The organism is Fibrobacter sp. UWB7 (assembly GCF_900142945.1).
Lineage (GTDB): Bacteria > Fibrobacterota > Fibrobacteria > Fibrobacterales > Fibrobacteraceae > Fibrobacter.
This window is the reverse complement of record NZ_FRCO01000008.1, coordinates 24,624-38,757: the sequence shown is the minus strand read 5'-3', so window position 1 is coordinate 38,757 and position 14,134 is coordinate 24,624. Positions and strand designations below refer to the sequence as shown.

Sequence of the window (14,134 nt, the reverse complement as noted above, 5' to 3'; positions counted from 1 at the left end):
ACCTTTTTTTTAAAATACATGTTGTAACGCACACTATTTTAAGCGCAAAACCTGCATAGTATTGTGATGTCCGACACTAGCCTTGACAATGTAGTTGCCGGCGGCGAGCGATTGGATGCTTAAGCTATGCGTTCCTGCCGAAATTTGACCTTGCAAAAGTGTAGCAACTCGGTGTCCGGTCAGGTCAAAAACAGTGACGGTGGCATTGCCGTTTTGATTCGTGGAAAGCGAAAGCGACTTGCCATTTATGGTAATATTTACTTTGTTTGTTGTAATGCGTTTTGCTATGGGATTGCGGACAGAAATTTTGTCCCAACCTGGCATGTCATCAAGAGCGATGATGCGCTTGTCATCGAGATTCCTCTTCCACATTTCTGTGGTAGTCTTTTCCAAGAAGTTTCCACTCCAGGTCTGGCTCCACGTCATCCAATAGCTCCAATTGGCCTTGTCTTCGGCAATGCTGTCGATGTCCGGAATGGCGCCGTTTTCGCTCAATGCAATCATCTTGTTCGTGCCCACATCGCTCACGATTTTGTTGTAGTAGTTTGCACCGGAATTGTGGTCGTTGAGCGGGTCGTAAATGTCAACAGCAACGATGTCCACGTATTCATCGCCCGGATACCAGCTAGCATTGAGTGCGGAGTAATCGTAACCAAATTGCGGGTCGGTATTGATGTTCCAAACCCAAAGCAAATTCTTGAGGCCGTTTGTTTTTACCATGCGGTCAAAGACGAGTCGGTAAAGTTGTTTGTAGCAATCGCCGCTGCCGACGCCCCACCAGAACCAGCCACCGCTGGCCTCGTGCAGGGGGCGCCACACGACGGCGATTCCCTTTTCCTGCAGTTGCTTGAAGTAGCCCGAAACGATATCCACGTCGGCGACGATGTCCTTGTATTCCTGCGAGGTCTCGTCGATGTCCTGGCACTTGTCGCCCTTGAAGGCCTTGGTGTAGTTGAAGCAGGTGTTGGTTTCACTTGTTCCCATGACGTCTTCGGTGCAGCCGGGGTTGTTAAAGCCTGCGGGAGTGCCCTGCGTGTAGAACACGGTGTCTTCCCCGACCTTCCAGTGCCAGGTATAAGTCGGAATGCCGCCCATTTCCCACAGCTGCTCGGTCATCACCAGGTTGTTTTCGGTGTAGCCCTTGAACCAGCCTTCTTCGTGGTGACCGCCTGCCGCAAACAGCATGTCGAAGCCGCCAATGGCGGGGTAGTGCCCGCTACGCTTGTAGAATTCGGCGATGTCGGTCTGGCCCTTCCACGAGACTTCCTCGTCGCTGAACTTGCAGGAATCCGCGGGCGTGCAGCCGCCAGGCGGAATGAGCCGCATGTTGCCGTAATCGTAGTTGAAATTCTGGTCGCTGATCATCATGCCGCTAACGGTCTTCTTGCCGAAATTTTCGCGGAGGAAGGTGTAGACCTTGCGGGCCGATTCCGTCGCGTTCGGTGTTACCGGCAATTCGCTAATCTTGAATACCGCGTCGGGGTGGCGTTCGACGGTAATGTAGTCCACGCCGAGAGCCTGGTTACCCACGGTAATCTTGTTTTCGCCGGCCTTCATTTTGGCGGATGCCGAAACCACGTAGCTCGAATCGCAATTACGCGGAGTCGTGAGCATGGAACCTACATCGACACCGTTGACCGCGATTTTAGAGGTGGTCCAGTCGTATTGCTTGATCAGAACCTTGGTGGTAATGTCGTAGACGGCGGTTTCTTCGACCTTGACGGTGAATGTGATGCCGCTAGGGTCTGCTGTCTTTGCGTATTTTCCGCCCGAATAATCAGCATCTTCGACAACAGTTGCGCCAGCCAAATCTTCGGCTTCGTAAGTTGTCGGTGCGGCTAAAGCTGATGTTGCCGCGACTGCGGTGACAAAAGCCATTGCGGAGCAAGCGCCCGCGATTGTTTTACATCCCATATCTACACTCCAATATTTTTTGTATTGTCATCCCAGCTTTATGCCGGGAACGTTGTTTTTTGCATTGTCATCCCGGACTCTGTTCCGGGATCGGTATTCTCAATTATTTTACCAGAATTCTTCCGTTCTGGTTAAATCCATTGCCTTGCACTTTCACGAGGTACTGCCCAACCGCAATTCCATTCAAGTTGATGCTAGCATTTGCACCATTGATAGTGCGGCTCATTACCTGATTGCCCTGCATGTCGAAAATTGCAACTCTTGCGTTGGCGTTTGCAGCAACGCTCGGAATGCTCACTTGCAAATTCTTGCCGATAACAGACAAACTTGCGGCAATGTTCTGCGAATGTAACGAATTCTTGATTTCTGTTGGCGGTGGCGTGACGATTTCGTACTTGTCCCATCCCGGCATATCTTCGAGCGTCAAGGTATATTCGTTGTTCATCACGATTTTCCAGCTTTCGGCATTGTTATCGTTTGCCCAGCCTTCCATTGCGTAGTCGCCATACCACGGCATGAACCAGCTCCAGTTGGCGCCATCGGCCTTCATCTCGTCAGGGTAGGGCACAGAACCATTTTCGCTGAGCGCGACAATCTTTTTGCCGCCGAAAATTTCCTTGACCGTCTCAAAGCTGCCGATGAGGCTGGAGTGGTTGGATTCACGTGGGTAGTAATAGTAGTCTCGGCCCACAACGTCCACGTATTCATCGCCCGGATACCAGTCGAGGGCGTCGCTCGCTTCATCGGTGGTCCACACCCAAATCAAGTTGTGCAAACCTTTCTGGTTCACGAAAATATCGAACATGAGCTTGTACAAAGCAACGCATGACTTGGCGCCATCGGTACCCCACCAGAACCACTTGCCGCTAGCTTCGTGGAGCGGGCGCCAAAGAACGGCGACGCCTTCTTTTTGCAAAGTCAAAAGCGAGTCGGCAATCATTTCCATATCGCGGACCATTGCCTTGTACGCATCGCTATCGGTTTTCCACTTACCGGTGGCTTCATCGTAAGCCTTGTTGATGCTGAATTCGGTGTAGGGGTCGTTTCCGCTCGACTGCGTGTAGAACGCTTCGACTTCGTGCATCGGGTCTTTCCAATGCCAGTTGAATTGCGGAATGCCACCTGCTTTCCAGACCGTCTTTGCCATTTCAAGCGAAGCGTGCGTGTATCCCTGATACCATTGCTGGTCAGAATTCTTGCCCGAGGCATGCAAAAAGTCAAAACCGACGAGGACCACGTTCTTGCCGCTTGCTTGGTTGATGTAGCTGAGTTCGGTTTGCGTTTCGTAGTTTTGCGGGGTGTACTGGCCGTTGTTTTCGAACGGGCGTTCCGTCATGACGCCGCTAATCACGTGCTTGCCGAAATTGTTGAGCAAGAAGTTGTAGAGTTTCTGTGCGCTTTCGGTCGGTTCAGGTGTGACCGGAGTCGGTGAAATGTTCCACGGGCTAGCTTCGTATTCTGTGAGTTCGATGTAATCGAGATTGACGTAACCCCAGCTGTGGACGATACCTATCTTGTTTTCGCCTGCGGTGAGTTTGATTTTGCCCGCACCTTTGATGGTCGTGAATTCGTCAGAGATTCCAAAAGAAATCTGACCTGCAGAAACTCCATTGACGGTCAAGTTCTGGATTTTGTTGGTCGATGTTGAGGGGATTTGGTATGTGGCCCAAAGTGTGTAATAGCCCGTTGCGGGGACTGTCACTTTGAACTCCAAATTGCCGTCTTTCATATCGACGGATTTTCCGCCCGAAGCTTTGGCATCTGTAATCACGACGACTTTGTGGTCATCGGCGAGGACGGCGTCTTCGGCTTCTAAACGGATGGGGGTGGCAGCAAATGCGGTGCCTGCGAGTGCTGCGACAGTTGCCGTAGCGATAAAATTTGTGTAGTTAAAGTGTTTCATAAACATCCATATCTCCACCCCTAAATCTATATTCTTGCGCCCAAAATTCAAAGGATTTTCGTCACTGCTTTCGTCCAAAAAACAGCATTGTCATGCCCCACGTCATCCTGAGCAACGCAATTCGTCATCCTGAGCGAAGCGAAGGATCCAGTTACATTTAAAGAAAAAGTCCCACTTTTCGCGGAACTCTTTTGCTTTGTCATTCCCGGCTTTGACCGGGAATCTTCTTTTTAACTTTTTACTTCAAAACCACCGGCTGTGTCGTGGTGATTCCAGCACCCTTCATGCGGATGATGTACTGACCCTTCGGCATATCAGCGAGGCTGAACACGTAATTGCCTGCGCCAAGCATTCCGTTAAAGAGTGTGGCAACGATTCTTCCGTTCATGCCGAATACGTCGACGCTGACTTGGCCCTTAGCCTTTGTGTTGAGCATAATCTTGTCGCCGTTGATGGTGAACTTCGAAGTGACAATCTTGCTCTTTGTCAAAGTTGTGGATTTGCCATAAACGTAGTTTTCATCGAAAACGATTTTGATTTCTGGAATCATTTCTTCGGTGTTCTCGTAACCGCGCTTGAAGGCGTCGTACTTGTCGGTATTGAAGTCAAAGAGCGTCAAATCGCCGGCCTTGATGTCGTCGTAAATCACCGTGCCGGTGTAGCCTGCGGCGTAGTTCGCAAACGTGATGCTGAGTGTCTTGTTGCGGTCGGCAAAGCTAGAGATATCGATAGAGCATGTGACCTTTTCGCCTGCCGGAACCTTGCAGCTGCCGTCCGTTTCGGTCCATGTCCAGGAATCCGTGAGCTTGAAAATCAAGTAGATGTCTGCGTCGGTCTTGCCGTTGTTCTTGGCGGTCCAAGTGAACGTCGTTGCTCCGGAGAGGTCCCAACCGCCCTTGTTCTGGTATTCCACTTGACCGTTGTCTGCTCCGTAGGTCACAGCCATCATGCCGTTTCCGCCCGTGGAGCCGGAAATGTCCACATCCTTGATCTTGATGGAGGCTTCTTCCGTTGCGGCGAGCTTCTTCATGGCTTCGAGAGCCGGGTCAATCGTGTAGCTGTAACCACCGAAATTCGCTTCGGTCTTGTCGCCGATGTACTGCCAGGCGAGAGCGCCTGCGTAACCGCCGTCAAAAGCCTTGCGGTAGCATTCTTCCGTTGTAATTTCTGTCTTTGCGGCGAAATTGGATCTGTAAGTATCGCCAGCCCAACCGCTTGCCGGGAATTCACCAATAATCATCGGCTTGCTGTCGTAGCTATACTTGGTAGCCATCTGGGCTGCTGTATTTACGAACGGGCTTACGGAATTGTCTTGCCAGTACGGGTAATAGTGCGTCTGGAAAAAGTCGAGTGTACCCTTGGCTTCGCCACCTGCTTCGATAAGGGTGGCGTCATTCCAGTACTTCTGGTATTTGATATTCACGCTGCCGGTAGAAACGAGGAGTTCCGGATCCTGAGCATGGATGGCTGCGGCGACCTTGTTCGTGAACTTCTGGATTTTGGCAAGGGCCATCTTCTTGGCGGTCCAGCCGCTGCATTCGCTTGTCATGCCCTCGGGTTCGTTAAAGACTTCCCAAGTCATGAGCGCTTTGTGGTTGCCAATGGCTTTCACGACCGGAATAAGAACGTTGTCTATAAATGCTTTGGTGCCAGCATCTTCGAAAAGCAATTCGTTAGCGGTAATGTCGAGCTTTTCGTTGTAAAGTCCCCACTGGTTCGGTTCCATCAAGTTGTGGCTGAAAAGGCACATCGAAACCATCACACCGTATTCTTCAGCGATGTCCAATGCCTTCTTCATGTTCGCGATGGTGTTTTCCTTCGGACCCGTGACCAAGTGCGTTGTTTCGTCAATTGTCGGGCTTTGGCTCATGTTGTTAAAGAGCCACCAACGAATAGCGTTACCGCCTGCGGCTCGCGTGCCTTCCACTGCCTTGCGCCAAGCATTTTCGTCAAGCGGGGAGGCTCCTACGTCAGAGTTGTAGTCACTCCAGGCGAGGTTTGTACCCGAGAAGAAAATCTTCTTGCCGTTGTATTGCAAATCGGTTCCGCTTACCGTGAGACCCGGGGCTGCAAATGCGGCCGTTCCGAGGAGCGATGTTACGAGCAAAGTCTTGAAGTTGATCATTGGGTATCCCTTGATATGTTTTTGCTGAAACTAAATAAAAAAGTTAAAATAAGCTATTTTAGAATCGCAGGGGTGTTGACAAAACCGTCAAAAATGTCCACACTCCAGACATCCAAACAACTATATTGAAAAATAGATTTGTAAAAAATGAAGTCAAGACGCACTGTGATAAAGTGCAATATTTTCACGGAAATGTAAGATAAATAAACGTTTTATTTTGGCTGTTCGGGGCAAAAAGTGACGGAATGCACATTGAATGTGTTTCGTGTGAGAGTATTGTCCTCCCGGACTCAGCTCGTCCAAGCTTGAACCTTTACGAAATCTCGTATTTTTAGTGACTTTTCGTAATAGTTCAGAAATTGAAGTATTACGAAATCTCTATTTTTTGGTCACATTTCGTAATAGTTCGGGAATTGAAGTGTTACGAAATCTAGCAAAGTTCACTAAGTTCGGTTGGTAAGTTTCATCAAGGAGTCTGTCATGGCGGTCTACAGGAGAAATGGGATAAAATTCAATAAAGCAATCAAGCTTGCGGTAACCATTGCAACTTTGGGTATGTTTATCGCTTGCGGTGATGACAGCGGTTCTAGTGCTCCTGAACAGACTAGCGAGTCTATTTCAGACACCGATTTGGTTGTTAAAACTTTCGATGACTTGCCTGTCTGCTCCAACAAGCGCTAAGGCTCCACAGCTTATGTAAAGGACGAAAAGGTAGCCTATGTGTGCGAAGACGGCGACTGGACTCCCGATTCCGATGAGAATGTCGATAAAAAATCTAGCAGTAGCGGCAAGGCGTCATCTTCTAGTAGCAAGAAAACTCAGTCTTCATCAAGCAGCGACAAGGCGAAGTCGTCGTCTAGCGGCAAGGTTTCTTCCAGCAGTGTAAGCAAAGCAAGCTCATCATCTAGTGGCAAGGAAACCTCTAGCAGCAGCTTCAAATACGAACAAGATAGTTCCGCTTACGTTCAGCCCAAGGTCGTTGCGGTCAAGAACAAATCCATTAGCGGCGTGTCGCAGAAGGGGCCGTTTGTCACCGGTTCAACAATCAAGCTTTACGAGCTGGACGGCAAAAAATTCGCTCAAACGGGCAAGAGCTTTTCTGGAAAAATTTCAAGCGATGATGGAAAATTCAGCGTTTCTAGTGTGAGCCTTGCGAGCCAGTACGCTTCGCTTGAGGCAACAGGCTATTTCCGTAACGAAGTTACGGGCGAGAAGTCTAAAGGAACGATCACCTTGAACGCATTGACAGACTTGAGCGACCGCAAGAATGTGAACATCAACTTGCTTACGCATCTAGAATACGAGCGCGTGTTGCATTTGATTGAATCTGGAATCAATTTCACTGCAGCCAAGAAACAGGCAGAAGCAGAAATTCTGAATGCGTTCGGCATCAAAGGCGAGTTCGCGAATTCCGAAGACTTGGACATCTTTGGCAAAGGCGATGGCAATGCTGCTTTGCTCGCATTTAGTGTGCTGATGCTCGGCGGCACAGTAGACGAGTATAGCGATTATAAAGAATTAAGCGAAGCGGAGCTTACTGAACGACTGACGAAGTTCGCTACAGACATCGCCAAAGACGGTTCCTGGGATGACGAAAATACCAAGGCCACAATAGCCGACAGGGCTGCTGCGTACTCGCGGTACGAAGCAGATGATTATTACAGAGACTATAATGGTTTCTCGAACATTCGCCAAAGTATCGAAAAATGGAATCTGGGAGCAGTTCCCGTTTTTGAAAAATATGTACGCAATTTCTGGACGGATGTTTATGGTTTGGGAAAATGCGATTCTAAGAATGAAGGCAAGGTTGTCGCAACAAAGAACAAACTCAGCAATACCTACGATACCGAATTTAGTAATACCTACGGTACGAAAGTTCGCTTTATCTGCAAGGAAGGCACATGGAAACATGCTTCCGACTTAGAGAAGGACACCTACCAGTGGGCAGCGGGTAAAGACGGTGAAATCAAAGTTGGAGACATAACCAAGCAAAAATACGATTACGATGGCAAACTCAAGAAATGGCGTTATGCAATAGGTGCGGAGGTCGTCTTAGGAGGCTGCACGGAAGCTCGTGAAAAAGATTTTAGCAAGAATACGGGCAAAGCTTATGGAGCTTGGTACATTTGCAAAAACCGCGAGTGGAAAGGGACCGACAGCACGACAGTTGATACACAAGCTTGGGGTCCGGGCGATGACGGCGAGTTGCGTAAAGGCGACAGCACTAGTGCAATTTACAAGTATGACGAAGACGAGAAAAAGTGGCTTACAGCAACAAAAAATGATACGATGCTCAAGTTGAACGGCTGCACGGTCAACCGCATATATGAAGTTAGCAAGAGTCCCTTCGATGATATGTTCTATGTGTGCGATTCGGTATTTTACAGCGCATGGTTTGGTAATGACTTTAAAGATACCGTTAAGATGGACTGGCGTAAAGCAACCAGTGAAGAAAGTGTTTTGGGAGTCTGCACAGAAACTCGCGAAAAAGACTTTAGTAAAAATACGGGCAGGGTAAACAGCATTTGGTATATCTGCAAAAATCGCAAATGGGAAATGACCGACCGCACCACTGTAGATACGCAGGGCTGGAGCAAAGGCAAGGATGGCGAGCTGCGTAGGGGAGATAGCACTGATGCTGTTTACAAGTATGACGAATATTATGATGAATGGCTTTCAGTAATAAGCTATAGAGATTCCGTATTGGAGTTAAATGGTTGCACGAGAAACCGCAATGGTGAAGTCGGCAGGAGTCCCTTCGATGATACTTACTATAAATGTAGTATTTATGATACTAGTTACTATAATAAAGAGTGTTACTGGATTATTGCCACGGAAGTTGAATATAACACCTATGGTAAAAGTTGTACAGCAACTGAGGTTGGTAAGATTATTGATGGTGTGGTGATTGATACGAATAGGTATTACTGTACAGCAGATGGTTGGATAAACTTGAAGGATTGGAGTTGGGGCGTGTCGAAGGAACTCCGTGTTAATCCGGAAATTACTTACGGCTCAATGACAGATAGTCGTGACAATAAAGTCTATAAAACGGTGAAAATTGGCAATCAAGTGTGGATGGCGGAGAACTTGAACTATGCAGACAGCGTTAAAACCCCTAGTCTGAAAGGAAAAAGTTGGTGTTATGACAATAAAGAGGAAAATTGCTTTGTTGCTGGGCGTCTTTATACTTGGACCGCAGCGATAGACTCTGTTATGTTGTATGATGATGGCGAAGGCGTGGCTTGTGGTTACGGCGTAGAAGAATGCCAGCTACCGGAAAAAATTCAGGGTGTTTGCCCTCCGGGCTGGCATCTGCCGACAGGTGATGAATGGAAAGAATTGATTGTAATTTATATTGGTGGTGGTGTAGATGCTGGAAAAAAACTGAAGTCTCAGACGGGTTGGAACGGTCGCAACGGTGCTGATGCCTTGGGTTTTTGTGCGTTGCCTGTTGGTTATAGTGGTAATGCTGGTAGGGGGTTCAGCAATGCTGGTCAAGAAACGCGTTTTTGGGGCTTTGAGAGAGATGGTTCCCCCTACTATTCTTCTTTGAATAGCAACTCCAATTTGGCAGGCTTTCAAAGTGGTGCTGTTGGTTCTTATATTGTAAAAAATTATGTCTACTCGGTTCGCTGTCTTAAGGACTAGTTTATCAATCGCTAATAGAGATAGGCAACGGGCCTAGCCACGTTGTGGCACGGCCCTTCTCTAAACGGGTTGGTGATTTAGGAGAAAAAACAAACAACATATTAATTAATCTTAAAAAGGAGCTGATTTATGGCTAGAAAATCTAATGTTGATACGGAAAACTCTGTGAAAAATCAATACACAATCGTTGCTACCATTGCAGAAGTGAAGAATGGTGGTAAAGTACTTCTCAATGGCGCTGGTAAATATGCCTACACTAAAGATGAAAAAATAAAGTGGCTTGTTCTTGAAGGAGACTCGCCAAAGTCGTCTGAGTTTATGGACGAAAAGACGGAATTTGTTGTAGATCCTAAAAATGAAATTGAGAAAACCATTTTTGCAACAGCAATGATAAACAAAAAACCTTTGAAATTGACGGTTGAAGGTGATTCACCCTTTACAATAACCTCCATCAAAAATCCCTAATGCCTATGCAATACATAATTCATTCTATTGCAGAATACCTTGAATGCTTAAAAGATTTGTCCGCAAACATGGTAAATTGTGGCTCGATAGATAAGTCTAGGTTGTATTTCCGTGGCGAACCGCAGGATTATGGCAAAACGGCTGGACAACCTGGAATTGCTCGTGGAACTTGGCTAGAAGGTAACAAAGAATCGGATTTGTTTCGTGAATGCGAACGTAGGCTAAGTCACGAGTTTGCTGGTTGCAAATCGACCTTTGAAAAATTGGTCTTGATGCAGCATTACTTTATTCCTACGAGGCTTTTGGATGTTACGTTAGACCCATTGATTGGATTGTTTTTTGCACTTTATAATGATCCTAAGTCAAAGCGAAGTGACAATTGTGATGCTGTTGTTTTAGTATATGAAGTTCCGAAGGACAGTATTCGAAATTACCATTCTGATGTTGTAAGTGTTATTTCGAATATTGCGGTTTATCATTATGAAAACGACGCTTTGTCTGTAAAAGATATGCCTTATTCTGATGACGAATGGGCTCGCGAAAAATTTAATGAAAATGATTCGATTAAACACCTGATTCACGAAATCAGAGCTGAAAAACCCTATTTTAGTGGCTGGATAAAAAAAGATAATATGGAGTCCATTTTCTGCGTTCATCCTTTGTTAGACAATCCCCGTATACGTTCGCAGCAGGGAGCGTTCCTTCTTTTTGGAATCAATGGCGACAAGCATAAAATCGCAACATTGGAGTCTAACAAAGGTCCTGAAATTCGGATGACTAAAATATGCATTCCACAAAGTGCAAAGTTGCGGTTGCGTGAAGAATTGAATTTGCTTGGTCGGACTATTGATACGATATACCCTGATTGGGATGGCGTATCGGATTTCTTCGCTAGATTCTACGACAAGTCTCCCGAAGAATACTATCAATCTTAAATTGAAAAAATACGCCACCTAAATGGTGGCGTTTATGCTTTTAGGCGACTTGCTTTTTTCGAGGAGATTTTGGGATGAATTTGGGTTCCATTTTTTCGGCTTTCGCTTGAGCAAGGAACATATTGATTAGTACTTGATAAGGTATGTCAGTCTTCTCGGAAAGAGTCTTGAAATAAGCGATAACCGATTCGCTGATATTGATGCAAATCGTCTTTTTGAGTTTTTTTGCGTATGGATTTTTAACCGCATTGCTGAAATCGTAGTTCTTTTTCATAGGGACCTCCTTTTCCAGTATTGTTCAGATTCCTTTTTGTTAGCCTTTCGAGATGAGATGATGCGAATGACTTCGTCGTTTTCGTCTCCGCGTTCACAGTAGCAAACCAAGAGCGTTCTCATAGATGTTGATTCGCCCAATAATATAAAACGATCCTCTTCATCTGAGTGTTTTTCGTCTGCTATTAAAAGAGCTTCTTCGTCGTAGAATACAGTTTGGGCTTCTTCAAAAGTTACCTTGTGCTTGGCAAAATTGATTTTAGCCTTGTTTTCATCCCATTCGAATATCATATATATAATATATATACAATAGCTATAAAAGTCAATAGCTTGTCGAGGTGGTGGTAATGGATTTTGAATATTCAAAAATAAGAAAAGGCAGCCGTATTCACGGCCGCCTTTAGGTATTTGGCTTTTTGTGTTATAGTCTACTTGATGAGAACCTTCTGGGTGGCATTGAGTCCGGCGCCCTTGACGCGGATGATGTACTGACCCTTGTTGAGGTTCTGGAGGCTGAACGTGTGGCTGCCTGCGCTGAGGTTTCCGCGGTGGAGTGTAGCGATGCGCTTGCCGATCATGTTGAACACGTCGATGCTTGCGAAACCGGAAACGTTTGCGGTGAGCGAGAGGTTGCCGTTCTTGACGCTCATGCCAGCCTTCTTTGCGGCGGCAATCGGCTTAAGTGCGGAAGGAGTTACCGGCGTGCCGTCCTTGTTAAAGAGCTCGATACTTGCGATGTGACCCTTGCTCTGGTCTGCGGCGGTAAAGAGTTCAGTCTTCTTGTTGAATCCGTTGATGATGATTCCGTTATCCGTGACCATGTTGTCAAAGAGGACAGTGCCTTCGAATCCGTTTGCACCTGCCAAGATAAAGGTGACGGAGAAGAGGTTGTCGAGATCCATCGGGTGTTCAACGCCTGCGTTGTCGGTATAAGTCTCGATAGCGAATTCGCAAGTGGCCTTGGCGCCGTCATTGAGCCAGCAGCCGTCAGACGGAGACTGTTCCCAGGTCCATGCCTTATCGGCGGAACCATCGCGGACAAATGCCATGCCGATCCAGATGCCGTTCATTTCGCCACCGGAACCCTTGTTTTCGATTGTGACGGCGATGCTCTTTGCACCGGTCAGTTTCGGAACCTTCTTGAATTCGATGTTTGCACCGCTGTCGTTGATAGCCTTGTAGGTCACGCCCATGACGAGGTCAACATTTTCCGGATTGGCCTTGGCCGTGTCTGCTCCGAACTTGGCATTCTGTGTAGAAGTCGGGCAAACGTTTGTTGCTGCGGCAGCTTCGCTATAGTTGTCCCAGCCCGGCATTTTGTCGAGGGTGATGATGCGTTCGTCGGCGAGGTTCTTCTGCCATACGCTTGCGGCGGTCTGGCTCACGTAGCCGCCGTTCCAGCTCGGGGATTCGTACCACGGCATCCACCAGCTCCAAGTAGCACCGTCTTCGTACATCTTGTCAACGTCAGGAATCGGGCCGTTTTCGCTGAGGGAGATAATCTTGTTGGTGCCAGCCTTGTTCGTGAGGTCAATGAATGCGGAGCTGTTGCTCTGGTGGTCGTTGGCTGCATTGTAAATGTCGACGCTCAACACGTCATAGTAGGTTTCGCCCGGAGTCCAGGACATCGTAGCGGCGTCCTTCGGATTGAAGTCCCAAATGAGGTTGTTGACGCCATTCGTGAAGACCATGCGTTCGTAGAGCAACTGGTAGAGGGCTGCGAACTGCTTGCCTGTGTGGGTGCTCCACCAGAACCAGTTACCACCGGATTCATGGAGCGGACGGAAGATGGCGGCAACGCCTTCTTTCTGGAGGTCAAGGAAAATCTTAGAAACGAGATCGATGTCAGCGACGAGAGCCTTGTAAGCGGTCGAAACGGTATCCCAGTTGGTCGTGCCGGTCACGAAAGCTTCGGTGAAGTCGAATTCGGTGTAATTGTCGTTTGCGCCTTTCACATAGAAGTTCTCTTCGTCACCTGGACGCCAGTGCCATGTGAATGCCGGAATGCCGCCCTTCTTCCAAGTGCTCTTGGCGATATCGATGGCCTTTTCGGTGTATTCCTGGAACCAGCTGTTGTTTTTGCTTGCGCCGGTGGCGTTCATCAGGTCGACTCCGACGAGTGCCGGGTACTTGCCGCCGGCCTTGAATACAGCCTGAACGTCTTCGTGCTGGGTAGCGTCGCCCTTGGTGTAGGCGTCCATGTTACCGGTCATCACGCCGGAAATGGTCTTTTTGCCAAAGTTGTTGACGAGGAAGTTGTAAAGCTTGATGGCAGACGGGGTGGCGGTCTTTGTCACCGGGGCGTTGCAGAGGTTGAACGCTTTAGCTTCGTAACCCTTGACTTCGATGTAGTCGAGGTCAATCCAGCCCCAGCTATTGGTGATGGCGATTGTGTTCTCACCGGCAGCGAGGTTCATGACCGTTTCGATATCGGCGAATTTGCCTTTTTCGGTCACATCGAACGTCACGGCAGAGGAGGCTCCGCCGACTTCAACGTTGTTAATCTTGGATCCACCGTAATTGTTCATGTAGTGGAGAACGATGGTGTATTTGCCTGCTTTTTCGACCGTCACCTTGGAAAAAGTGATGTCGCCGCCGTTCATCTTGACATATTTACCGCCGGAAGCGGCTGTATTAGAGGCTACGGCTGCGTCTTTGGTGATGGTTGCGTCTTCGGCTTCATACGGGGCCGCGAAGGCGGTGCAGGCGACTGAAAGGCCACATGCGAGGAAAACTTTCTTAAAATCCATGTTCTCTCCTTAAGATACGTGTTCTCAAAATATATTGAAAAAAGCAAAAATGCAATAGCATTTTTGCTTGAAAGGAAAAAATATGTTTACGGGCGTTTTTAGGTGCCTTTTTAGCCCG

General features: G+C 47.7%; 10 protein-coding genes. 4 read left to right on the top strand and 6 right to left on the bottom strand.

The features are described from left to right. Positions 1-33: 33 nt before the first annotated feature. The 3 genes from BUC30_RS14725 to BUC30_RS14715 form a co-directional block, all read right to left on the bottom strand. Positions 34-1,914, bottom strand: a complete 1,881-nt coding sequence (locus BUC30_RS14725) for a glycosyl hydrolase (RefSeq protein ID WP_073443068.1) — start codon at positions 1,912-1,914, stop codon at positions 34-36. A 103-nt stretch (positions 1,915-2,017) separates the two neighbouring features. Beyond that, positions 2,018-3,823: a glycosyl hydrolase gene (locus tag BUC30_RS14720; RefSeq protein WP_073443066.1), complete on the bottom strand. Its 1,806-nt coding sequence runs from the start codon at positions 3,821-3,823 to the stop codon at positions 2,018-2,020. Between the two features lie 232 nt (positions 3,824-4,055). Next, entirely contained in the window at positions 4,056-5,942 is a 1,887-nt protein-coding gene (locus BUC30_RS14715; protein ID WP_073443064.1) for a T9SS type A sorting domain-containing protein, read from the bottom strand. Positions 5,943-6,422: 480 nt separating this feature from the next. Here BUC30_RS14715 and BUC30_RS14710 point away from each other — a divergent pair, with 480 nt between their 5' ends. The 4 genes from BUC30_RS14710 to BUC30_RS14695 all read left to right on the top strand — a co-directional run bounded on the left by BUC30_RS14710 (position 6,423) and on the right by BUC30_RS14695 (position 10,993). After that, a complete protein-coding gene (locus tag BUC30_RS14710; protein WP_073443062.1) occupies positions 6,423-6,623 on the top strand; it encodes a hypothetical protein in 201 nt (66 codons plus the stop codon). A gap of 39 nt (positions 6,624-6,662) precedes the next feature. Beyond that, on the top strand, positions 6,663-9,593 hold the full coding sequence (locus tag BUC30_RS16385; protein ID WP_073443060.1) for a fibrobacter succinogenes major paralogous domain-containing protein: 2,931 nt from the start codon (positions 6,663-6,665) through the stop codon (positions 9,591-9,593). Positions 9,594-9,722: 129 nt separating this feature from the next. Next, positions 9,723-10,058 (top strand): hypothetical protein, encoded by a 336-nt coding sequence (locus BUC30_RS14700; protein ID WP_073443058.1) that lies wholly within the window; start codon positions 9,723-9,725, stop codon positions 10,056-10,058. Between the two features lie 5 nt (positions 10,059-10,063). Continuing rightward, positions 10,064-10,993 carry an FRG domain-containing protein gene (locus tag BUC30_RS14695; RefSeq protein WP_170861552.1) on the top strand — a complete coding sequence of 310 codons (930 nt, stop codon included), beginning with the start codon at positions 10,064-10,066 and terminating at the stop codon, positions 10,991-10,993. A gap of 40 nt (positions 10,994-11,033) precedes the next feature. On the opposite strand, the gene BUC30_RS14690 is transcribed toward BUC30_RS14695, so the two are convergent. The 3 genes from BUC30_RS14690 to BUC30_RS14680 all read right to left on the bottom strand — a co-directional run bounded on the left by BUC30_RS14690 (position 11,034) and on the right by BUC30_RS14680 (position 14,016). Next, the gene (locus BUC30_RS14690) at positions 11,034-11,267 is read right to left on the bottom strand and encodes a CopG family antitoxin (RefSeq protein WP_073443054.1); all 234 of its coding nucleotides are present in this window, start codon (positions 11,265-11,267) and stop codon (positions 11,034-11,036) included. Beyond that, positions 11,264-11,566 (bottom strand): BrnT family toxin, encoded by a 303-nt coding sequence (locus tag BUC30_RS14685; RefSeq protein ID WP_348536648.1) that lies wholly within the window; start codon positions 11,564-11,566, stop codon positions 11,264-11,266. The genes BUC30_RS14690 and BUC30_RS14685 overlap by 4 nt, the downstream gene beginning before the upstream one ends. 128 nt (positions 11,567-11,694) lie before the next feature. After that, on the bottom strand, positions 11,695-14,016 hold the full coding sequence (locus tag BUC30_RS14680; RefSeq protein WP_073443052.1) for a glycosyl hydrolase: 2,322 nt from the start codon (positions 14,014-14,016) through the stop codon (positions 11,695-11,697). Positions 14,017-14,134 lie beyond the last annotated feature (118 nt).

What these genes read in the sequence shown, in the direction of transcription:
- BUC30_RS14725 (WP_073443068.1), bottom strand. Translation starts at nt 1,914, where the DNA reads ATGGGATGTAAAACAATCGCGGGCGCTTGCTCCGCAATGGCTTTTGTC.
- BUC30_RS14720 (WP_073443066.1), bottom strand. Translation starts at nt 3,823, where the DNA reads ATGTTTATGAAACACTTTAACTACACAAATTTTATCGCTACGGCAACT.
- BUC30_RS14715 (WP_073443064.1), bottom strand. Translation starts at nt 5,942, where the DNA reads ATGATCAACTTCAAGACTTTGCTCGTAACATCGCTCCTCGGAACGGCC.
- BUC30_RS14710 (WP_073443062.1), top strand. Translation starts at nt 6,423, where the DNA reads ATGGCGGTCTACAGGAGAAATGGGATAAAATTCAATAAAGCAATCAAG.
- BUC30_RS14700 (WP_073443058.1), top strand. Translation starts at nt 9,723, where the DNA reads ATGGCTAGAAAATCTAATGTTGATACGGAAAACTCTGTGAAAAATCAA.
- BUC30_RS14695 (WP_170861552.1), top strand. Translation starts at nt 10,064, where the DNA reads ATGCAATACATAATTCATTCTATTGCAGAATACCTTGAATGCTTAAAA.
- BUC30_RS14690 (WP_073443054.1), bottom strand. Translation starts at nt 11,267, where the DNA reads ATGAAAAAGAACTACGATTTCAGCAATGCGGTTAAAAATCCATACGCA.
- BUC30_RS14680 (WP_073443052.1), bottom strand. Translation starts at nt 14,016, where the DNA reads ATGGATTTTAAGAAAGTTTTCCTCGCATGTGGCCTTTCAGTCGCCTGC.